Source organism: Synechococcus sp. BL107 (assembly GCF_000153805.1).
GTDB lineage: Bacteria > Cyanobacteriota > Cyanobacteriia > PCC-6307 > Cyanobiaceae > Parasynechococcus.
The window spans coordinates 428,168-449,847 of record NZ_DS022298.1 but is presented as its reverse complement, the minus strand read 5'-3'; the positions used below and the strand labels follow the sequence as shown (position 1 = coordinate 449,847).

The 21,680-nt window shown below is 53.8% G+C and carries 23 protein-coding genes; 12 read left to right on the top strand and 11 right to left on the bottom strand.

The genetic code is table 11. The features are described from left to right. Nucleotides 1–37 precede the first annotated feature (37 nt). On the top strand, nucleotides 38–1,315 hold the full coding sequence (locus BL107_RS02160) for a glycosyl transferase (RefSeq protein WP_037987916.1): 1,278 nt from the start codon (nucleotides 38–40) through the stop codon (nucleotides 1,313–1,315). Nucleotides 1,316–1,658: 343 nt separating this feature from the next. Beyond that, complete coding sequence (locus BL107_RS12120) at nucleotides 1,659–1,928, top strand: DUF1830 domain-containing protein (protein ID WP_009788628.1); 270 nt, start codon at nucleotides 1,659–1,661, stop codon at nucleotides 1,926–1,928. Here the strand turns inward: BL107_RS12120 and urtE are convergent. The 8 genes from urtE to ureE form a co-directional block, all read right to left on the bottom strand. Next, nucleotides 1,878–2,588 (bottom strand): urea ABC transporter ATP-binding subunit UrtE, encoded by a 711-nt coding sequence (urtE, locus tag BL107_RS02155; RefSeq protein WP_009788627.1) that lies wholly within the window; start codon nucleotides 2,586–2,588, stop codon nucleotides 1,878–1,880. The genes BL107_RS12120 and urtE overlap by 51 nt on opposite strands. Then, nucleotides 2,585–3,340 (bottom strand): urea ABC transporter ATP-binding protein UrtD, encoded by a 756-nt coding sequence (urtD, locus tag BL107_RS02150; RefSeq protein ID WP_009788626.1) that lies wholly within the window; start codon nucleotides 3,338–3,340, stop codon nucleotides 2,585–2,587. The genes urtE and urtD overlap by 4 nt, the downstream gene beginning before the upstream one ends. Further along, nucleotides 3,337–4,464 carry an urea ABC transporter permease subunit UrtC gene (urtC, locus tag BL107_RS02145; protein WP_009788625.1) on the bottom strand — a complete coding sequence of 376 codons (1,128 nt, stop codon included), beginning with the start codon at nucleotides 4,462–4,464 and terminating at the stop codon, nucleotides 3,337–3,339. Before urtC ends, urtD begins: the two co-directional genes overlap by 4 nt. Nucleotides 4,465–4,468: 4 nt before the next feature. Next, nucleotides 4,469–5,623 carry an urea ABC transporter permease subunit UrtB gene (gene urtB, locus BL107_RS02140; protein ID WP_009788624.1) on the bottom strand — a complete coding sequence of 385 codons (1,155 nt, stop codon included), beginning with the start codon at nucleotides 5,621–5,623 and terminating at the stop codon, nucleotides 4,469–4,471. Nucleotides 5,624–5,721: 98 nt separating this feature from the next. Beyond that, complete coding sequence (gene urtA, locus BL107_RS02135; RefSeq protein WP_009788623.1) at nucleotides 5,722–7,017, bottom strand: urea ABC transporter substrate-binding protein; 1,296 nt, start codon at nucleotides 7,015–7,017, stop codon at nucleotides 5,722–5,724. Between the two features lie 111 nt (nucleotides 7,018–7,128). Further along, nucleotides 7,129–7,734: an urease accessory protein UreG gene (gene ureG / locus BL107_RS02130; protein ID WP_009788622.1), complete on the bottom strand. Its 606-nt coding sequence runs from the start codon at nucleotides 7,732–7,734 to the stop codon at nucleotides 7,129–7,131. Continuing rightward, nucleotides 7,734–8,405 carry an urease accessory protein UreF gene (locus tag BL107_RS02125; protein ID WP_009788621.1) on the bottom strand — a complete coding sequence of 224 codons (672 nt, stop codon included), beginning with the start codon at nucleotides 8,403–8,405 and terminating at the stop codon, nucleotides 7,734–7,736. Before BL107_RS02125 ends, ureG begins: the two co-directional genes overlap by 1 nt. Continuing rightward, nucleotides 8,402–8,884, bottom strand: coding sequence for an urease accessory protein UreE (gene ureE, locus BL107_RS02120; protein WP_009788620.1), 483 nt, complete (start codon nucleotides 8,882–8,884; stop codon nucleotides 8,402–8,404). The genes BL107_RS02125 and ureE overlap by 4 nt, the downstream gene beginning before the upstream one ends. 99 nt (nucleotides 8,885–8,983) lie before the next feature. Between ureE and BL107_RS02115 the strand changes: the two genes are divergently transcribed. The 8 genes from BL107_RS02115 to BL107_RS02080 all read left to right on the top strand — a co-directional run bounded on the left by BL107_RS02115 (nucleotide 8,984) and on the right by BL107_RS02080 (nucleotide 16,751). Then, complete coding sequence (locus BL107_RS02115) at nucleotides 8,984–9,919, top strand: urease accessory protein UreD (protein ID WP_009788619.1); 936 nt, start codon at nucleotides 8,984–8,986, stop codon at nucleotides 9,917–9,919. An 18-nt stretch (nucleotides 9,920–9,937) separates the two neighbouring features. Then, nucleotides 9,938–10,240, top strand: a complete 303-nt coding sequence (locus tag BL107_RS02110; protein ID WP_009788618.1) for an urease subunit gamma — start codon at nucleotides 9,938–9,940, stop codon at nucleotides 10,238–10,240. Nucleotides 10,241–10,249: 9 nt separating this feature from the next. Further along, entirely contained in the window at nucleotides 10,250–10,570 is a 321-nt protein-coding gene (locus BL107_RS02105) for an urease subunit beta (protein WP_009788617.1), read from the top strand. 3 nt (nucleotides 10,571–10,573) lie between these two features. Then, nucleotides 10,574–12,283 carry an urease subunit alpha gene (ureC, locus tag BL107_RS02100; protein WP_009788616.1) on the top strand — a complete coding sequence of 570 codons (1,710 nt, stop codon included), beginning with the start codon at nucleotides 10,574–10,576 and terminating at the stop codon, nucleotides 12,281–12,283. Next, nucleotides 12,280–13,053: a GMP synthase gene (locus BL107_RS02095; protein WP_009788615.1), complete on the top strand. Its 774-nt coding sequence runs from the start codon at nucleotides 12,280–12,282 to the stop codon at nucleotides 13,051–13,053. The genes ureC and BL107_RS02095 overlap by 4 nt, the downstream gene beginning before the upstream one ends. Before the next feature lie 343 nt (nucleotides 13,054–13,396). Continuing rightward, on the top strand, nucleotides 13,397–14,887 hold the full coding sequence (locus BL107_RS02090; protein WP_009788614.1) for a circularly permuted type 2 ATP-grasp protein: 1,491 nt from the start codon (nucleotides 13,397–13,399) through the stop codon (nucleotides 14,885–14,887). Next, nucleotides 14,881–15,864 carry an alpha-E domain-containing protein gene (locus tag BL107_RS02085; protein WP_009788613.1) on the top strand — a complete coding sequence of 328 codons (984 nt, stop codon included), beginning with the start codon at nucleotides 14,881–14,883 and terminating at the stop codon, nucleotides 15,862–15,864. The genes BL107_RS02090 and BL107_RS02085 overlap by 7 nt, the downstream gene beginning before the upstream one ends. Beyond that, a complete protein-coding gene (locus tag BL107_RS02080; protein WP_009788612.1) occupies nucleotides 15,849–16,751 on the top strand; it encodes a transglutaminase family protein in 903 nt (300 codons plus the stop codon). Before BL107_RS02085 ends, BL107_RS02080 begins: the two co-directional genes overlap by 16 nt. Here BL107_RS02080 and BL107_RS02075 read toward each other — a convergent pair. Beyond that, nucleotides 16,739–17,230, bottom strand: a complete 492-nt coding sequence (locus BL107_RS02075; RefSeq protein ID WP_009788611.1) for a hypothetical protein — start codon at nucleotides 17,228–17,230, stop codon at nucleotides 16,739–16,741. The genes BL107_RS02080 and BL107_RS02075 overlap by 13 nt on opposite strands. Before the next feature lie 377 nt (nucleotides 17,231–17,607). On the opposite strand from BL107_RS02075, the gene BL107_RS12115 reads away from it, so the two are divergent. Next, nucleotides 17,608–17,784, top strand: a complete 177-nt coding sequence (locus tag BL107_RS12115; RefSeq protein WP_009788610.1) for a DUF4278 domain-containing protein — start codon at nucleotides 17,608–17,610, stop codon at nucleotides 17,782–17,784. A 451-nt stretch (nucleotides 17,785–18,235) separates the two neighbouring features. Here the strand turns inward: BL107_RS12115 and moaA are convergent, their stop codons facing one another. Both moaA and BL107_RS02060 read right to left on the bottom strand, forming a co-directional pair. After that, nucleotides 18,236–19,273, bottom strand: coding sequence for a GTP 3',8-cyclase MoaA (moaA, locus tag BL107_RS02065; RefSeq protein WP_037987912.1), 1,038 nt, complete (start codon nucleotides 19,271–19,273; stop codon nucleotides 18,236–18,238). Further along, entirely contained in the window at nucleotides 19,270–19,863 is a 594-nt protein-coding gene (locus tag BL107_RS02060; RefSeq protein WP_071984222.1) for a molybdenum cofactor guanylyltransferase, read from the bottom strand. Before BL107_RS02060 ends, moaA begins: the two co-directional genes overlap by 4 nt. A 263-nt stretch (nucleotides 19,864–20,126) precedes the next feature. Between BL107_RS02060 and BL107_RS02055 the strand changes: the two genes are divergently transcribed. Next, nucleotides 20,127–21,668 carry an MFS transporter gene (locus tag BL107_RS02055; RefSeq protein WP_009788606.1) on the top strand — a complete coding sequence of 514 codons (1,542 nt, stop codon included), beginning with the start codon at nucleotides 20,127–20,129 and terminating at the stop codon, nucleotides 21,666–21,668. The last annotated feature ends 12 nt before the right edge of the window (nucleotides 21,669–21,680 follow it).

Genomic DNA, 21,680 nt, shown 5'->3' with positions numbered 1-21,680 from the left:
ACAGGTCTCCTGCCTCTGTTGTCGCATTGAACACCACATGGATTTTCAACAGGGATTGATCAGCACAGTTCATGACTACAGCCTTGGCAATCACAACGCCATCGCCTTCAACCAAGAACTAGGCCAACGACCAACAACTCTGTTGATCCCATGCCTCATGGAGGAATTCAGCAGGCCCGCGCTTGCCCTCATCCGCGACACTCTCGCTCCCCTCAATGGCTTGAGTTCCCTTGTTGTCGCACTCGCTGCTGAGAACGCAGAAGACGTTGCGGCAGCTGAAGCCTTTTTTGCTGGGATGCCCTTTCCTGTGCATGTGCACTGGACCAATGGCCCAGCAGTCCGAGAGCTGCTCGAGTCGGTCGGAAATCTCGATCTAGATGTAACAGGCCCACCAGGAAAAGGCTGGGCTGTTTGGCAGGGCCTTGGGGTGGCCTGCCAAGACGCAGAAGTGGTGGGACTCTTTGATGCAGACATTCGCACCTTTGGCTCGGCGTACCCAGAGCGGATGCTTCGGCCACTTCTCGACCGATCCCATGGCATCGCATACGTCAAAGCGTTTTACAGCCGGCTATCCCTAGAAACCCAAGCGTTGCAGGGACGAGCGACGCGGCTCTTTGTGGGCCCACTCCTCGCCAGCCTTGAGCAAGTCTTCGGACCACTGCCCTATCTGCGCTATCTCCAATCCTTTCGCTATCCACTCGCAGGTGAGTTTGCATTCACCAGTGACCTAGCAATGAATCTGCGCATTCCATCCGATTGGGGCCTGGAGGTTGGATTGTTATCCGAGGTCTATCGGCATGTCGCTTCCAGTCGCATCACCCAAGTCGACCTGGGATTGTTCGACCACAAGCACAAGGGATTGGGCAACCAACCATCAGAGGGTCTGCAGAGAATGGCAGGAGAGATTTTCGGCACCGTTCTGAGGGGACTCATGGAGCATGAAGGCTGTGTGATGTCGATGGATCAACTACCCACCCTGGAAGTGCTGTACCGCAGAGTTGGCGAAGACCGCGTGCGTCAGTTTGGTCTGGACTCCGCCATGAACCGATTGCCCTACGACAGGCACCAAGAAGAGCTCACTGTTCAAAGCTTTTCTGGCTTGCTGAGACCTGGACTGGCGAAGCTCATGGAATCTCCCATCGCCCATCAACTACCGAGCTGGTCACGACTGAAAAGCTGCAATTCAGCTCTTCAAGGAGACTTAGCCGAAGCAGGACGCGCCGATCGCCGGCGATCCTTCACCACAACACTGGCCAAACCTCCACGCAAACCCAATTGGAATTCAAATATTCATTCGACAGAGATCGCAGCATGAGTTTGACCCAGCAAGCATTTCACTGATCAGTTTTTATCAATTATTTCTATCGACAGGTTAAATTTTTACTTTAATTTTGCCAATCAATAACTAACTAAATACGCTGGAATGTTCGAAACTTCGAAAATCTTGAAACCATTCGCAAGAGAAAGCTAAAAGCTTTTTCAATAAACAGAAGCATCAAGTCGTCGCTAAAGATTCTCAAAGAGTATGAATTGATACCAAAATCAAGCCTAAGAGCGGGCTCATCTAAACAAAATCTAAATCCAAGCTTTTTTGTGATCAATCGAACACTTACTTTGTTCTCTAAAGCCCATATTGGCTGTCCTCTTGTGAAGACGTCATGGTTGAGTGCGTTTATCAGAACGACACCAGTCGCATGTTGATCCTTAAATGCATTGGCAGCGAACAGTTTTACCTCGAGAAGGTCATCATGCCCAGCGAGATCTTTTTGTTTAACGCACCCAAGGAAGCTCGCCTAGAAATTTGGCGCATGTCAATCTCCGGGCAAATGCTGCACATTCGTGCAGACGTCAGTGACTACAAACTATCTCTTCGTGGATCAAACGCTGAGGAATTGATCCACAACCGACTGACTGAGATCGCTAGTTGATCCACTCGCAACAATCCCGCCCCGCTGCATCGCGTAATACCGGTCTGCTTGACGAACGAAATGAAGATGTTGCTCGACAAGCAGCACACCAATTCCCTTCTCAGAAATAATCCGCCGGACAGCCAATTCAATATCTTGAACAATATTGGGTTGAATCCCTTCTGTTGGTTCATCCAAAAGTAACAACTGCGGCTGGCCCAGTAATGCTCTTGCAATCGCTAACTGCTGCTGTTGTCCACCGCTGAGATCTCCCCCTTTGCGCGGCAAGAAATCTGAAAGAACAGGAAAGAGCTCATACACAAAAGGATCAATCCTGCGGTGACGTGCCAAACCACCCGGCAAGGCTTCCATCCCCAGCATCAAGTTTTCCTCAACGGTAAGTTGCGGAATAATTTCGCGACCCTGCGGGACATAACCAATGCCAGCTCGAGCCCGCCGATGGGGAGGCTGACGTTCCAATCCCTCCCCATTCAGCACCAACTCACCGCCCCGTGGCTTGAGCAATCCGATCACGGTTTTCAACAACGTGGTCTTGCCCACACCATTGCGACCGATCAGACAAACCATCTCACCTTTTTTCACGTTGAGATCAACATCCCGAAGAATGTGACTTTCGCCGTAGTACGTGTTGAGTCCGCGAATCTCAAGAAGCATCGTCATTTGCTGTCGTCCTCTGTTGTGCCGAGATACACCTCAATCACCCTTGGATCCACCTGAACTTGATCCATGGTTCCCTCACAAAGAACATGGCCTTGGTGCAAGACCGTGACAGGACTATCGAGACGACGGATGAACTCCATATCGTGCTCAATCACCAAAACGGTGTGATCACCTGCCAATGATTTGAGGAGATCAGCTGTGAGATCAGTCTCTTCATCAGTGAGACCAGCCACAGGTTCATCAACCAAGAGCAAGTCGGGATCTTGTCCCACAAGCATGGCAATTTCCAACCACTGCTTTTGGCCATGGGATAAGGCCCCAGCAAGCCAGTCGGCCCGCTTCTGCAAATTGACGATGCTCATTAGATGTTGAACACGGTCGCGCTGATCGCTCCGAAGGCCACCAAACAAAAGGGTCCAGGGTTGTTTCGGACGACTCACAGCCAGCGCCAGATTTTCTCTCACCGTGAGCTGTTCGAACACCCGTGGACTCTGAAACTTGCGTCCGATCCCAAGGCGAGCAATGCGGTGCTCCGGACGCCCCATTAACGAACGCCCCTTGAACAACACATCACCATCGCTGGGGGCAACTTTTCCAGTGATCACATCCAAGAACGTGGTTTTTCCCGCGCCGTTGGGGCCTATCACCGCCCTGAGTTCGCCAGGCTGAAGACTGAGATTGAGATCGCGCAACGCGAGAAAACCATCAAAGCTGACGGTGATTCCACGGAGTTCAAGTAGTCCTGAGGTCATGGCTGAATCTCCTCTTGTCCATCGAGTTCAAGACGGGGATAGGTGCCACTGCGACGGGACACACCCAAGCGGTTCAGCAAGTTACGGGGGCCATCCCCTTGGACCCAACCGATCACACCTTCCGGTAAAGCTGTCACCACAAGAATGAACAATCCCCCCTGAATAAACAGCCAGCTCTGGGGCATGGCTTCGCTAACCAAACTCTTGGCGTAGTTGATCGCCACAGCCCCGAGGATCGCTCCCACGAGGGTGCCGCGGCCACCAACAGCCACCCAAATCACCATCTCAATCGAGAAGGGCACCGTCATGTATTGGGGGGAAACGATTCCAGACTGAACGGTGTAGAGCGCTCCGCCAATACCAGCTAAACCTCCAGCGATGGCGAACACAATCGTCTTGAACAACGTCGGGTTGTACCCCGCAAAGCGCAGCCGAGGTTCATCGTCTCGAATCGCAATAAGTACATCACCGAAGCGACCACGCACCACCCAACGCACCGACAACCAGGCCAGGATCACCATCACAGCCGTAACCCAAAAGAAGCCGCGCTGCATCTCCGCCGAACCAACCATCTGACCAAACAACTCAGTCACATCTGTCTTAAGACCGTTGGTGCCATTGATCAATTTCTGCTGACCATTGAAGAAATTGAAAAACACCAACAACGCTGCCTGGGTGAGAATCGAGAAATAGACCCCCTTAATGCGATTTCGAAAGACAAGGTTGCCAAGAACGGCTGCCAAAACAGCCGGAACCAACCAAATAGCGACCAAGGTGAACCATGGAGAATGAAACGGCTGCCAAAACGCCGGCAAACGATCCACGCCATAAAGACCGAAAAACTCAGGTATTGCATTCGGCAAATCCCCAGAACTATTCAGCTGTAAATACATCGCCGCGGCATATCCACCGAGCGCGAAGAAAATGCCTTGGCCAAGACTGAGTAGCCCCGTAAAACCCCAAATCAAATCGATGCCAAGGGCAACGATCGCCAACGCGAGGAAACGGCCCAGCAAGTTGAGTCGAAAGACCGGCAACACCGAAGGAGCTGCAACGATTGCCGCAATGATCAACACCCAAAGAATGACCAGAGGCCAGCGGCGTTGTTGAAAGGCTTGAAACATTGTTTTAGGCCTCCACCATGCGTCCCTTCTGCGGGAAAAGACCCGCTGGACGGAACTGCAAGAACACCACAATCAAGGCGAACACCAACACCTGAGCCATGCTGGTTGTGGCAAAAAAGTTGACCGCCCCAGCGAGAGGAGCCGGCATCTCTGGCCAGATCGTGAGCAATCGTCCAGCTCCAATGAGATCCGTTAATAAGCCAATCGCGAATGACGCCAGAACGGTGCCCAGCAGATTTCCGACACCACCGAGCACAACAACCATGAAGCACCCAACGATGTAAGACCCACCGACGTTGGGACCTACAGACCCCAAAAGAGACACCGCCACGCCAGCCACACCAGCCAAACCAGAACCAATACCGAAGGTGAGCACATCAACGGTTTCTGTAGGAATGCCGAGGCAATCACTCATCGAACGGTTTTGGGTGACCGCACGAATGCGCATTCCCCAGACGCTTCGATTGAGGAACCAGGTGACGCCAAGAACCGCAACGATCGTCATCACGATGATCACAAGCCGGGGAACCGGAAATGTGATATCCATCCACTCAATGCCACCCCGCATCCACTTCGGTGCAGTGACGTCGACGTTGCGCGACGTGGCCCGTGCAATGCGGCTGATCTGCGATGCAAGCCCCCCGGCCAGCAGTACACCTCCGAAAGCCGACACCGCCCAAGTCATGGCGCGGTTGATTCGTGCTCGAGTCCCTTCAAAAAGACGACTCGGCAAGACCAATGGCAAACCAAATCCGAGCACCAACGCCAAAATCATCCCGGCTGCATGCGCAAGCGGAACACTGCGCACAAACTGCTGCAAAATCAAACTGACACCCCAAGTAGCTAACAACGTCTCCAACGGACTTCCGTAAAGACGTCGAATCACTGTGCGTTCTAAGAGGATGCCAACAACTCCACTGACGACAAACGCCAACGGAATTGCCACTAATACATAGAGGCTATAAATCGGCTGAAAAGCGGGAAGCTTAAACACCATTTGCACCACATAAGTGGTGTAAGCACCGAGCATAATTAACTCGCCATGGGCAAGATTAATCACACCCATCAAACCAAAAACGATGGCCAATCCAAGAGCAGCCATCATCAGCACTGAGCCGATGGCGACACCATTAAAAAGGCTTTCTAGCAGCAGTTGCACGAGCTGAATTCAAAGACAAAAAAGACAAGAAGGGAGGAGTCCGTTACCGAACTCCTCCCTTGAATTACAAGAAAATCAAAATGTCTGAGATTCAGACATCAGAGCTTGTACTTGCCACCTTTATTCGCATCAGTCCAATCACAAGCGAAGCCTTTGGAATCGGGGTGAATTTGATTCCAAGCCTGCGGTGCGATCGGGCCATCGGTCGATTCGAGAATGTCGAATTGACCATCAGCGGTGATTTGGCCGATACGGACGGTTTGTGACAAGTGATGGTTAGGCATCACTTCCACAGGGCCCTGAGGTGCATCAAAGGTGATGCCCACGAGAGCTTCACGAACTTTGTTGTCGTCGAAGGAGTTGGCCTTCTCGACAGCTGCTTTCCACAGGTAAACCATGTTGTAAGCAGACTCCTGGGGGTCTGCGACCTGACGGTCAGCGCCGTACTTCGCCTTGAAGTCTGCAGCAAACTTCTTAGAAGCAGGCGTATCGATCGACATCATGTAGTTCCAAGCGCCGTAATGGCCTTCAAGGAACTCAGCTCCAATCGTGCTGATTTCTTCTTCAGCGATGGAGTAATTCATCACGTAATAGCCATTGGCTGGTGTGATGCCGGCATCCTGAATCTGCTTGAAGAAAGCAACGTTTTGGTCGCCATTCAGGGTGTTGATGATCACGCCACCATCAGGAAGAGCCTTCTTGATTTTGGCGATGATTGGAGCAACTTCTGTGTTGCCGAGGGGCAGGTAGTCCTCACCAACAACGGTGCCGCCAAGTTGAGCAACTTGGGATTTGGTGATCGTGTTGGACGTACGTGGGAACACATAGTCGGAACCAACCAGGAAGAAGGGCTTGCCAGCGGCAGGCGACTTCTCATACATGAATTTGGTTGCCGGCTCCGACTGCTGGTTCGGAGTTGCACCCGTATAGAAGATGTTGTTGGAACACTCTTGAGCCTCGTACTGAATCGGGTAGTAGAGGAAAGCGTCCTTCGACTCATAAACCGGAAGCATTGCCTTCCGGCTAGCTGAGGTCCAACCACCGAAAACAACAGGAACTGAATCCTGGTCGATCAGCTTCTTGGATTTTTCAGCGAAGGTGGGCCAATCGGAGGCACCGTCTTCGACGATGTATTCAATTTTGTATTTTTTGCCATCGACTTCAACACCGCCTGCGGCATTGATTTCGTCGATTGCCATTTTTTCCGTATCCACCAAGGTGGACTCGGAAATCGCCATGGTTCCGGTCAACGAATGCAGGATGCCGACGGTGACGGTGTCGTCGTACTCAACATTCGACGCTGTCTTGTCGTCACCACCGCAGGCAGTTACGGCCAGACCCAGCGACGCAGCGGCCATGCCGGCGAAAAGACGCTTAGAGAGAGAATTGCTCATTCAGTCCAAAACACGGAAAACTCGCCTGTTGGCGATCGAAGGAAGGTACGGATCAACAGCATCCTTCTTTCGTATCAAAACGAACTAAACGAGTGGGTCACTCAAAAAACATCAGGCATTTGGTAGCTGTTGCAACACAAAGGCCACCACTTCTTCCAAACCAACACCATTTTTGAGGTTGGTGAAACACCAAGGGCGATCACCTCGCATGCGCTGGGTGTCGTGTTCCATCACCGATAAATCAGCTCCCACCAAAGGGGCTAAATCAATTTTGTTAATCACCAAGAGATCCGATCGCGTGATCCCAGGCCCTCCCTTTCGAGGAATCTTGTCCCCAGCCGCAACATCAATCACATAAATACAAAGGTCAACTAATTCGGGGCTAAAACTGGCCGCAAGGTTGTCTCCTCCGCTTTCGACGAGAACCAAATCAAGGCCTGGAAACTGTGCCTCCAAATCACCAACCGCTGCCCGATTGATCGAACAATCTTCTCGGATCGCAGTGTGAGGACACCCACCCGTTTCAACGCCGCGAATCCGTTCTGGCGGCAGCACCCCAGCCCTCGTTAAGAACTGGGCATCTTCTTGGGTGTAGATGTCATTGGTCACAACAGCCAACTCCAGACGTTCGCAAAGCTCACGACAGAGGGCCTCCACCAAAGCCGTTTTGCCGGAACCCACCGGTCCGGCAACCCCCAAACGCAACTTGCTCGCCATCAGCTTCGAAACAGACGCGAATACAGCTCAGCATGAGCCAGCTGGGTGAGCGAAGCCCCAACCCCAGCGCTCCACATCTGCCGAGGATCCATATCTCGCAATTGCAAAGCCTGCTCCTGAATCAACGGTAGGAGTCGCTGTTGCAACACCTGGGCTCGGGTTGGACCCAATGGCACCAGTCGCACTGCAGCACTGAGCTGATTGGCAACCCAGCCGTAGAGATACCCCTCAAGCATGTCGAGCACTGGAATCTTCATCGCCGAAGCCGCCCAAGCCCAGGCCGCTGGCCAGCTCAAGCGCACCGGCTCCGGCAAAGGATGGCCTAGGTCGTCCAGCAATTGCACCAGCGACTGGCCCATTTGACGCTGTTGAGCCCGCAGCTCTGATGCCTCCCGAGTGGCCAGGAGCCAACCATCCAAATCTTGGACTCCATGACGCCCCTGAACATCACCTCGGTGCACCCAAAGCTCAAGCTGCTGGCGGAGCTTGGGTAGAGCCGCCACTTCGAGGCGAAGAGCACCGCGGATGAGCTCCGCCGTCAACCAATCCTGCACGGCCTGTTCATCGTTCAAGCCATTGGTTTGGACGAGAACCTCTAACCCTTCGGAATAACTAAAAGCACCAACTGGCAGTGCTGGACTGACCAATTGCAACAGCGCCAGAGACGTCATGGCGAAGAATGGCGATGGGAGTGGCCGGCATACGCGCCACCCTCGGGAAGGAAAGGTCGACGGCACTGAGTCACCACCAAACCACGTCCCTTCAACATCGACGCCAAAACCGAATCATCCAAGAGCAGCAGCTCCTGGTCGTGAAGCTCCAATGCCACATGACGATTACCAAGGTGATAGGCCGCCGCAAGCAAGTCCAAAGATGTGGGCGCTTTTACTTGGAGCAAATCTTCTAGAGCAGCCACGACTTCAACCCGCACCGATACCTCAGCATCTGAGAGCTGATCCCCAGGCTCGAGGGGGCCATGCCGTGGCAGTTGCAGCAACACCTCACGCCCACACGCCGTAGAGCGGCGACCACGCAGCACCGTCCTCTCTTCAGCTGTCAGAGGCAGGAACCAATCCACCTGCTTGCCATCGTCTTGCTGCCGATCGACAACTGGCAAACGCTGGTTCAGCACGGTTATCGCATCGCTCACCGAAGCACCCCAAGCTCAAACCACCCTGCCGAAGAGCCTTCACTCAATTTGGTATGAATGGCTACAAAGTGGTGAGCAAGCTGCGTCGAGCGTAGGGAGATGCAGCGACTCAACCCCTGGCACGGCACCTGCCGGTTGCAGTTCAGCGCCGACGCCGACACCACCCATCATCAAGGGGGGTGCACCGCACCCTTCAAGTTGATGCGTGCCGAACGCGGCAACGATGGCCGCTGTGAACTCCCTCTTCTCCACAGCGCCGGTGGGCTCGTAGGTGGAGATCAATTAAGTGTCGACCTCGAACTGGGAGACAAAAGCCGAGCCCTCATCACCAGCGTTGCCGCTCAAAAGGTGTACGGCTCCATTGGACGAAGTCGCCTGCATCCAAAGGGAACCTGGGCCAACCAATCGGTGAGCTGCCGGCTGGGCTCCAACAGCGATCTGGAATGGCTCCCCCAAGAGCTTGTGGTGTACGCCGATGCACTGGTGGAACAAAGCCTCGACGTGCAATTAGCCGACGATGCGTCATTTCTGAGTGCTGAAATCGTGCGACTAGGTCGCACCGCTGCTGGGGAAGACCTCGGACAAGGTTGTTGGCGTTCAGCCGTGAGCCTGCGTCGAATTGGTGAGAACGGGACACGCTGGGAGCAGGTGGATCGCTTGGAACTCAGCGGCGATGCACTGCATCACCGCCATGGATTGAATGGGGATGCGGTATTTGGAACCTTGATTTGGGCAGCTCCCGCTCCTCTTACCAATCCAACGCTCAATTCCTTGCTCGCTAACGCCCGGGACGACCGCGGCGGATTGGAAGGGCAGATGCAATGCAGCGGATTAGAGCAGGGATTGATTGCCCGTTATGTCGGCCCATCGAGCCGAGATGCCCGCTTCTGGTTCAGCCGAATCTGGGCCCGCACAAGGGCGCACCGTCAGCTCACTGAGCCCCGTATTCCCCGGGTATGGCCCCTACAGGAACAGCCCTTACGACAACAAGTGTTCATAGAGAACATTGCGTCGTCGAATGCGGCGACACACTGAAACTGACCGCCGTCCCCCATGCATCTCAGTCCCCAGGAAAAAGACAAACTCCTCATCGTGACCGCCGCATTACTGGCGGAACGGCGACTCAACCGTGGGGTCAAGCTGAACCACCCCGAAGCGATGGCGTGGCTCAGTTTTCTCGTCCTCGAGGGCGCTCGGGATGGACAAACCGTCGCTGAACTCATGCAGGCAGGAACCACATGGCTTCGCCGAGATCAAGTGATGGAAGGTGTGCCGGAATTAGTCGAGGAGGTTCAGATCGAGGCGGTTTTTCCTGACGGCACCAAGCTCGTCACCCTTCACGACCCAATCCGCTGAGATTTCACCATGGCCCCCCTTATTCCTGGCGAACTTATTTCGGAACCTGGCGAACTTGAACTCAACGCTGGCCGGCCCGTCACCACCATCAGCGTGGCCAACGGTGGCGACCGCCCCGTTCAGGTGGGTTCACACTTTCACTTCGCTGAAGCGAATGCCGCCCTGCAATTCGATCGCGATGCAGCCCGCGGACAACGGCTCGACATCCCAGCCGGTACCGCAATCCGCTTTGAGCCCGGCGACCATCGCGATGTGAACCTCATTCCCTTGGCTGGTCACCGCAGGGTGATCGGCTTCAACGGCCGCATTAACGGTCCTATCGACGCCTGATTTATGCCCTACCGCATCTCCCGCCAGGCTTACGCCGAAACCTACGGACCCACCACCGGTGACCGCATCCGCCTGGCCGACACCGAGTTAATTCTCGAAGTCGAAAAGGATTACACCGTTTACGGCGATGAAGTGAAATTCGGCGGCGGCAAAGTGATCCGCGATGGCATGGGCCAAGCCCAAACTCCACGCTCTGAAGGTGCCGTCGACACCGTCATCACCAACGCTTTAATCCTGGATTGGTGGGGCATCGTCAAAGCCGATGTGGGCCTGAGGGACGGCCGCATCGTTGCCATTGGAAAAGCCGGCAACCCCGACACCCAAGAGGGGGTGACGATCGTCGTGGGACCAGGAACGGAGGCCATTGCTGGGGAAGGACAGATCCTCACGGCGGGTGGCATCGACAGCCACATCCATTTCATCTGCCCACAGCAGATCGAAACAGCCTTAGCGAGTGGGGTCACAACAATGCTCGGCGGTGGCACCGGGCCAGCCACCGGAACCAACGCCACCACCTGTACCCCAGGGGCATTCCACATCGGCCGCATGCTTCAAGCCGCTGAAGGTTTGCCGGTGAATCTGGGTTTCTTCGGCAAGGGCAATGCCAGCACCCCCGAGGCCCTAGAAGAGCAAGTAAGAGCTGGGGCTTGCGGCCTCAAACTCCACGAAGACTGGGGAACAACACCCGCCGCCATTGACGCTTGTTTGTCGGTGGCGGATCAAATGGATGTGCAGGTCTGCATCCATACCGACACCCTGAATGAAGCGGGGTTTGTCGAAGACACCATCGCCGCGATCAAGGGGCGCACCATCCACACGTTCCATACCGAGGGTGCGGGCGGGGGCCACGCTCCAGACATCATCAAAATCTGCGGCGAGGCCAACGTGCTGCCCAGCAGCACCAACCCCACACGTCCGTACACCCGCAACACGCTCGAAGAGCACCTCGACATGTTGATGGTGTGCCATCACCTCGATCCGAAAATCCCGGAAGACGTGGCCTTCGCGGAATCAAGAATTCGCCGCGAAACGATCGCCGCTGAAGACATCCTTCACGACCTGGGCGCCTTTTCGATCATCGCCAGCGACTCCCAAGCGATGGGTCGTGTCGGCGAGGTGATCACACGCACCTTTCAAACCGCGCACAAGATGAAAGTGCAGCGTGGAGCATTACCGGAAGACTCCAGCCGCAACGACAACCACCGGATCAAGCGCTACATCGCCAAGGTGACGATCAACCCGGCTCTAGCCCACGGCATCAGTCGCGAAGTGGGATCAATCGAAACCGGCAAGCTTGCCGACCTCGTGTTGTGGAAGCCTGGATTCTTTGGCATCCGACCCGAACTCGTGATTAAAGGGGGTTCGATTGTCTGGGCTCAGATGGGAGATGCGAATGCATCGATCCCCACACCAGGCCCGGTGCACGGCCGCCCAATGTTCGGAGCCTTCGGCAAATCCTTGGCGCCCAGCTGCCTCACTTTTTTAAGTGCAGCGGCCATGGATGCCGACATCCCAAAACATCTCGGCCTCGAACGCACATGTCGTGCGGTGAGCGACACCCGCAGCGTGGGGAAAAGTGCACTCAAACTGAATTCCGCACTACCCAACGTGAGCGTTGATCCGCAAACCTATGAAGTGTTCGCGGATGGTGAACTGCTCACCTGTGAACCCGCTGAGGTACTGCCACTTGCGCAGCGTTATCTGCTGCTTTGATCACAAAACTGCTGGTGCTCCAGCACATCGACCGCGAAGGTCCAGATCTTATTGGCGCTCTGGCCCAACAACGAGGGTTCGAACTCCAAACCATCCGTTTGGACCAAGGCGAACCCCTGCCTGATCCCAGCCAATGCCACAACACCATCGCTCTTGTGCTCGGCGGACCGATGGGGGTAAACGATCGACAGTCTCCAGGGATGGATTGGCTGCAGCGGGAGCTGGACTGGGTAACGATCTGGCATCAACACCACAAACCAATTTTGGGGATCTGTCTTGGTGCTCAGCTGCTAGCGCTTGCTGCGGGTGGATCCGTCACACCACTGCGGTTGGGCGAGCCGCCAACTCCATCCAAAGAAGTGGGCTTCGCCGCGGTGACCTGGTGCGTTCATCCTGCCAACGAACCCTGGCTCAAGGGTTGTAGCAACAGCAATATCGCCTTGCATTGGCACGGTGATCGCATTCATTTACCTGCCATAGCCACATTGCTGGGATCGAGTGTGGCTTGTGCAGAGCAGGTTTTTCGTATCGGGCAACATGCCCTCGGTCTGCAATGTCACTGGGAAGTGCAGAAGGGGAATTTGGAACGCTGGATCCAGGAGGATCATGAATTTGTTGTCGATGCCTTGGGAGAGCACGGGCCGAACCATCTCCGTCACGAGGTCGACCGTCTTGGAGACACCGTTGAACAATTCGGCCAACGATTCCTTTCCAATGCCTTAGATCAGCTCTCCATAGCTGTGCCAACAATCAAGCAACAAGTCGATTAAGCATGGGGAGTTCAGCCATTTCATCGAGCCATTATTGAATCCAAAGGACCTGACTGCGCTCGTAAATCTCGGTGAGTTCTTGAACAGCATCATCGCGAAAATCAATCGCGACCAAAGAACTTCATCCAAAACGACATCAGAGAGTTTTCAGCAATACTGCCCTAGGCAAAAAATGCTTTTCGTCACTGGTCTACTCATCATCCTTGATCAATCAGGGGTATAAACAGAGACTAAAAAACCCACCACTCGAGCCGGTTGATGACCTGATCGAGCGATCAGTAACAAACAACACTTAGCTCAGCAGACACACAGTTCTTTGATGTATTGATCGATTGTTGAGCCAATGTTCAATGAGTATCGGCCAACCCTGGGTTACGACGAATATTTTTGTCGGAAACAATCTGCCCCCAGAGCAGACTTGGAACCACTACTTTCTTCGCTTGGTCAGATTGGGCTCACGGAACTCAATCGGAATCATGTCTCTGCCGGAAACCTCTTGCGACGGCTCGGGGCCACATTCCGGCTGAATGGAACTGGATTACATGGTGGGGAAAGGATCCTGCCCTTCGACCCCCTACCAAGGCTCATTCACCTCAACGACTGGGCCAAGCTCGAACGTGGTCTCGTCCAGCGATTAGAAGCCATCGATCGGTTTTTAGCCGACGTATATGGACCACAGAAAATCCTGAAGGATCGTGTCATTCCGCGTGAAGACGTGGAAAGTTCTCAGGGCTGGAGACCCCAGATGCAAGACATCCAGCTGCCGTTGAATCGCTGGTGCCATATCTCAGGACTGGATCTAATCCGCGACGAAGAAGGCACATGGCGGGTGCTGGAAGACAACCTGCGCTGTCCATCTGGTGTGGCCTATTTCCTCGAAAACCGACGGGTGATGAAGCGGTTGTTTCCCAGCCTGTTTGCTGGTCGAACCGTGCAACCCATCGACGACTATCCCTCCAGGTTGTTGCAGACACTGCAGGACTTAGCTCCCTGGACAGACACACCACGCGTTGTGCTGCTCACACCTGGAGTGTTCAACAGTGCTTACTTCGAACACAGCTACCTCGCCCAACAGATGGGCATAGCCCTAGTGGAAGGGCGTGACCTGATCTGCGAAGACGGCCGCATTTGGGTGCGCAGCACCACTGGACGCGAACCGGTGGACGTGATCTACAGAAGAATCGATGACGATTTCCTTGATCCAAAGGTCTTCCGCCGTGATTCTGCTCTTGGCGTGCCGGGCCTTATGGATGTTTTACAAAACGGCCGCATTGCCATCGCCAATGCTCCAGGAACCGGGGTCGCCGACGACAAATTGATCTACGCCTATGTACCCAAAATGATCCGTTATTACCTCAATGAAGAACCAATCATCGATAACGTCACAACCTATCTCTGCTCCCGCCCAGATGATCGCCAGTACGTTTTAGAAAACCTCGAAAAGCTTGTGGTGAAGTCTGTAGCCGAAGCAGGAGGTTATGGAATGTTGATAGGACCACAATCAAGCCGAAGTGAAATTTCAGAATTCGACTCAAAAATTAGATCAAATCCTCGAAATTACATTGCACAACCCACACTTCAACTCTCAACTGTTCCCTCACTTAGCAATGGGGAGCTATTTCCATGTCATGTGGATTTAAGGCCTTATGTTTTACGCGGAGCATCGAATTGGGTCAGTCCCGGTGGACTCACTCGCGTCGCCTTGAAACGTGGCTCCCTTGTCGTGAACTCATCGCAAGGTGGTGGTTGCAAGGACACATGGGTTGTCGGTGACAGCCAGTTTCTTGGTGATGGCCAGGTTGCAACAACGAGTCAGGAGGTGATCTCGTGCTGAGCCGGGTTGCCGACTCCCTCTACTGGATTAATCGATATGTGGAACGCGCAGAGAACATTTCTCGTTTTCTAGAAGTCAGTGAAGCTATGGCTTTGGATTGTCCACCTGGCAGCGCCGAACCGTGGCTTCCACTGATTGATGCCAGTGGAGACAGGCAGAGCTTCGATCAGGGCTATCCGCTGCGATCTCCGCGAGATGTCGTGGGATTTTTGCTGCTTGATCGCGACAATCCCAACAGCATCCTCAGCTGCATTGCCACTGCCAGGGAAAATGCACGCCAAATCCGCGATGTTATTACCACAGAAATGTGGGAGCAATTGAACGACCTCTACTGGAATGTTCAAGATGGAGAAGCCATCTGGCAGGAACCAGATCAAGAACAACTCCGCAGCATCCGAAGAGGTTGCCAACTGTTTTATGGCATTACGGATGTCACCCTGAGCCGCGATCAAGCCTGGCTCTTCAGTCAACTAGGCCGTTGGATTGAACGCGCCGACAAAACATCCAGAATCCTTGATGTGAAGTATTTTCTTCTTCTGCCAACCCCAAAAGAAATTGGCGGTGTTCTTGATGAACTTCAGTGGATATCTCTACTTCGTACAGCTGGGGCCTACCAGATGTACCGGCAAAGTGTTCAACAGGCGATCACTCCATCCTCTGTGGCCAGGTTCCTTTTACTGGATCCAATTTTTCCAAGGTCAGTGCGCTTCTGTTTGCAACAAATCAACGACACATTGCAGCTCATCCAACGACAGCCACAACTGGGCCCTCCTGATGATCTCGAATGCCTGCGGGGGCAATTGCTCGCCAAGTGGAGCTATGTGCGGATTGACGCCCTGATTGAACGGGGGCTGCACGAAGCCATTGACGAGTTACAGGGGGATCTCAATCAACTCCATCAACTCATTCACGCTCGATATTTCGTCACCACCGACCTTGGCTCCATTCCCACTGATCCCTCATGCGCGCTGAGCTAACCCACTGCATCACTTACAACTACGACGCTCCGGTCAGCTTGAGCGAGCACAGACTCTGCATGCGACCTCGGGGTCATGGTCATCAGCGCCTGCTGGATTACCAACTCAACATTTCGCCCAAGCCCTGCCACAGCCATGAACTCGTGGCAGCCAGTGGCGATGCCATTCAACGCGTGCGCTTTCTGAACACCACCGACGAACTCCGCTTTGAAGCTTGCAGTCGCGTTGAAACCACAACTGCAGCGCCCTTACTGAATTGTCTAGGTGGTCGCGAACCACTGCTCCCCTACCCACGGGGTCGTCTAAATCCAGATCTTCAAGGTGCACTGGAGGGCTGGCTGCCAAATGGGCAACACGATCCCTCAGCTGTTGCTTTGGCTCAAGACGCCTTGATGGGCACCAACCAACAAGCACTGTCGTTTCTCCAGCAGCTCATCGAGATGATCCAAGACAGGGTCAAATACACCCAACGTCATCAAGGTGCCGCCTGGCCGGCGGGACGAACACTGCGGGAGCGGGTTGGTTCCTGCCGCGACCTCGCCATGTTGATGGTCGAATGCTGCAGAAGCATTGGGCTACCGGCACGATTTGTAAGCGGGTATCACCTAGCGAATCCAGCACCCGAGTCGTACGACCTACATGCCTGGGCAGAGATTTATTTACCAGGTGCCGGATGGCGTGGATTTGATCCGAGCGCCGGAGGAGAAACAACCGATCGCTACATCGTGCTGGCAAGCTCCTCAAGTCCAGACCTCACGGCAGCGATTACTGGCAACTTCAGCGGACTGGCATCAACGCAAAGCCAACTGAGTTGGACGATCCAAGCCACCGTTGACGACAAAACCAATCAACCTGAGAAAAAAACGACCCTGATTCAAGCAGCTTGAAGAAGGGGCTCAACACCATGCAGCACAGGTCGGCTAGCACCCAGGGACGTCGCAAATTTCAAAGCAGGGATGCGACCACTGTTGTAAACACGGAATTCACGGGTCAACGATGCTCCCTGGTCACGAACCGCTTGATTCAGCACAACTGATCCATCCAAATCAGAGATGGATCGATGAAACGTTCCAGGAGGGATACGGAGGATGTCGCCTCCAGCCGCTAAACGAACAATATGAAAAGGCTGATCCCAAGAAAGATTAACGAGATAAAACGTACGCCCTCCACTTGCAGCGAGGAGATTATCTTCCTGGTGGGGATGTAAATAAAATTGCCAGTCTCCTGTTTTCAGATCATTTGGAGGACTAATGGCAGGCCCACTATGAATAACAAGATCACGGGCATTTGACGACCCTATCGTGACATCAAAAAACCGCACTGCAGGCGTATCCCTAAATCGTTCGTACGAAATCAACTCAAACATGTAGCAATGGGAATTCCCAATTTATTTCCCACTACTTTGACCGAGTCAATAAAGTTTTTTAGTGCCAACAGCCACGCTTTAAGCAATACGCTCCAATCCATTCCAAACCCAAGAACAACATTCACGACCTAATCACCAGCCCTTTTGAGAAGGGTCGTCAGCTAAGAATCCAGCGAAAACTGCAAATCATGAACGAGAAAGCAACCTAGTTTCATAAGAAATCCTAAAGATGTATCAGTCTGAACTCCATTGCTATTTGTTGTTAGGGAAAATTTTGCTGTAGCAACAGCTACACAACGTTCACTTTGCTGATACGCAAAGCGCATCACACCTCAGGCCATGGAACGGGGACCTGGGAGCTTGCTTGAACAATCACCATGACTTCCCTTCTGTACAGAGGCCATCAGTATCAACAGCCTCACGTCACTGAACAGCCCACAAGCGTTCAGCTCACCTATCGACGTCACATCTACAAGACGCGCCAACAGGCAGCAAAAACTGAGCAGTCGGTTGTACTGACTTACCGCGGCCTGCAGTACGTGCGCTGCAGCTGAGCATCACCCTTCTGCCTGCCAAGGTTCTTGTGAACCTGAGCAGGCAGAAGCGACTCCCTAGCAAGCGCTCAGAGATGGGCAAACTCACATCCTCCACGTACTTACAGGAGTGATCCCGAGTTTTTTCCGAAGTTTCTGAACAACTGGTCGCCATCAGAGCCATGGTGCAAGGGTTAGGTCCCGCCATGTTCACAATCGAGAGAAAATCAGGCACTCACTGGCAGCCTGAAATCCAACGCAAAACGGAATTTAAAGCTTTCGTGGATGCCCGGACGAAATGCATGGCCACCGGCCAGACCTACCGCGTGGTGAATCGAGACCAAGGTGTTGAGTGTGTGATCACTCTTGATGACTGCAGAAAGCACTTTCACGCTCTTTAGGACAACCACAAGAAAGGCTCTAAGAACTAGAAACGATTTCATAAATATCCAATAAACGGCACCAGATAGCCCTATCCCCCCAGATAAGCCATCTCGGCATGGGGTTTTTCTTGACCACTCCGCAGACTCCGCTCTTCACTAAAGCGATCAGAGCGGCGCGTCCATAAACCAGCCAGGCAATCACGGAGCTGAAGCTCTGGTTCGCTAGCTCTTAAATAAGGCCGAAGATCTACGCCCTGCGATGCAAATAAACAAGTAAATACTTGACCATCTGCAGTAACCCTTATCCGATTGCAATCTCCACAAAACGGCGCGCTAATTGAACTAATCACACCGATATGGCCAGCACCATCGCGATACCGCCACCGCGATGTCGTGGAGTTTGATGAACGGCCAACCGGGTCTAGAGGCCAGTGCGATGACACGCACTGCACCATCTCCACAGCAGGCATCACCTGAGCAAGCGACCAACCGTTACGGCTTCCCACATCCATGTATTCGATCAGACGCAACTCCAACCCGCGATCACGGGCCAGCCGGGCCAACGGAATCAACTGATCATCATTCCGGCCTTTCTGAATCACCGTATTGAGCTTCAAAGCACCGTGAGACGAATGGAAGCCAGCCGATCGAGCCGCCTCTAGACCCAACAACACCTGATCCAACAAGGATTGACCAGCTGGAGCCCCACCTTGCAAACCAGCCATGCGAGCAACACTGGCTCCATCGGCACCATCCAGGCTGATCGTTATACGGTCCAAACCAGCACGCTTGAGCCGCAAAGCTCGCTCAGGCGAAAGCAGAACACCATTCGTCGTCAGAGCTAATTCCTTCAAGCCAGCAGGTCGATCAAAAGCAATCGCCGCCAACAATGGCTCAAGGCGATCACTGAGCAATGGCTCTCCGCCGGTCAGCCTGACGGTATGAACTCCCAAGGAACAAGCAACACGAATTAAACGCAACTGGTCCTGCAAATCCAGCATTCCCTCTGGATCACGAGAATCAGGGCAGCAATAGGGGCACGCCAAATTGCAGCGGGCCGTCAGCGACAAACGCATCACACCCAGTGGCCTTCCATACCAATCAACATTCGATGTCGTATCAGTCATTCCGACAACGCCAACAGATCCTTCGGCTGATTGGCATTCAGCAAACAACCTGAAGGCAGCACCACTGACTCATAGGGCACCCGGTCCAACCAGTCCAACCAGCGATAACAACCACTAGAAAGCTGCTCTGACAAAGATGTTCGGAAGGGAGATCCCGAAGGAATGATGGCCAAAAGCGGCTGAAGGCGCTCACCGTCATGGGCCACAGCCACCTTGTTGGGGTGCCGTCGCCAAGCGTCAATCAATTGTTGAAAGACGACGGTCGTGAGCCGAGGCATATCCACGGGAAGCACAAGCCAAGCACCATCTGATCCGGATGACAAAACAAAGTTGAGAGCCTGCAATGGTCCATTCCAGGGAGGTGGCTCCAACACAAATTTCAGATCAGATTGATGCGCCAAGACATCCGCGTGAACCTGATGGCGGCTGACCACAACAACCGGCAGACCCAATGGCATCAACTGATCAATCATTGCCGTGAGCCAAACACCACCCTTCTGATGCGGCAGCAATGCTTTGTCCCGCCCCATCCGACGGCTCTCACCACCACTCAGAAGGCAAACACGAAGCGACTTAACCAAACAATTCATCCTTCTAAAACAAATCTCCGACCAAGACAGCACCCAAGAGTGTCGCAACAACTACTAAATCAAAGCTAAGCAGGATAACTGATCAATCTCATCAGAAAAATAGATGTAATGCAAGATACAAAAATGAAATTTTAAGTAGCCATTCAAACCAAAAATGTCATCCATAATTGGTTAACTAGATCCATAAGCGGATGTTTTTTAGACCGTTTCGTCACCCTCGGGCACCTTTTTTCTGAAGCCCGTGGCATAACACCACTCAAGCAATGCTTCGCGACCTTTGGTCGTTCCAGGGAAGGTATCGAACCCTCCACCTCACCTGGTTCGCCTTTTTCCTGACCTTCGTGGTCTGGTTCAACCTGGCCCCTCTTGCTACCACCGTTAAAGCGGATCTCGGACTCACGCTGGGTCAGATCCGCACCGTGGCTATTTGCAACGTGGCCCTCACCATCCCGGCTCGCGTGCTCATCGGCATGCTGCTCGATAAATACGGGCCTCGGCTCACCTACTCAGGGATCCTGGTCTTTTCAGCCATCCCCTGCCTGCTGTTTGCGTCGGCACAGGATTTCAACCAATTGGTGGTGGCTCGTCTGCTGCTCTCCATCGTTGGCGCCGGCTTCGTGATCGGAATCCGCATGGTGGCTGAATGGTTCCCACCCAAAGAGATCGGCTTAGCCGAGGGCATCTACGGCGGCTGGGGCAACTTTGGCTCCGCCTTTTCCGCTCTCACCATGGTGGCCCTCGCCGGCTTCCTGTCGTTCTCCGGTGGATTTGAACTACCAACTGGTGCGGTTTTGAACTGGCGTGGAGCCATTGCCATCACCGGCATCATTTCTGCCGCGTACGGCATTTTCTACTTCTTCAACGTCACCGATACACCTCCGGGCAAGACCTACCAACGCCCTTCGAGAACCGCAGGTTTAGAAGTCACCTCGATGCGTGATTTCTGGGGATTGCTGGGAATGAATGTTCCCTTCGCAGCCATTCTTTGCGTGCTCTGCTGGCGCCTGCAAAAAGTTGGATTCCTGAATGCGGGCACTTACCCACTGGCCATTGGCGCCGTGGCTGTTTGGTTTGCTTTCCAAACCTGGGGAATTATTCGAACCAATCGAGAACTGATTCTTGGCACCAAGGTTTATCCCAAAGAAGACCGTTATGAATTCCGCCAAGTTGCCATTTTGGAGCTCACGTACATCGTGAACTTCGGCTCCGAGCTGGCGGTGGTGTCCATGCTGCCGACCTTCTTTGAAACGACATTCGATCTGCCGAAAGCCACAGCAGGCATCCTGGCGTCTTGCTTCGCCTTCGTGAACCTGGTCGCCCGTCCTGCTGGAGGCCTGATCTCCGACAAAGTTGGTAGCCGGAAAAACACGATGGGCTTCCTCACCGCTGGATTGGGAGTCGGCTACTTGGTGATGAGCATGATCAAACCCGGTACCTTCACCGGCACCACTGGAATCGTCATAGCCGTGGCGATCACCATGCTCGCGTCCTTCTTCGTGCAGTCCGGCGAGGGGGCAACATTTGCTCTGGTCCCCCTTGTCAAACGTCGCATCACCGGACAGGTGGCCGGACTCGTCGGTGCCTACGGCAACGTTGGTGCCGTGACTTACCTCACGATTTTCAGCCTTCTGCCGATGTGGATGGGCGGTGGCGGAGAACCAACTCCCGAGGTGATCGCTGCTTCCAACAGCGCCTTCTTCCAGATCCTGGGTGTAGCTGGTCTGATCGTCGCCTTCTTCTGCTTCTTCTTCCTCAAGGAACCCAAAGGTTCCTTCGATGAGTTGCATGAAGGCGAAGTGGCCTAATCAGTTCCATTC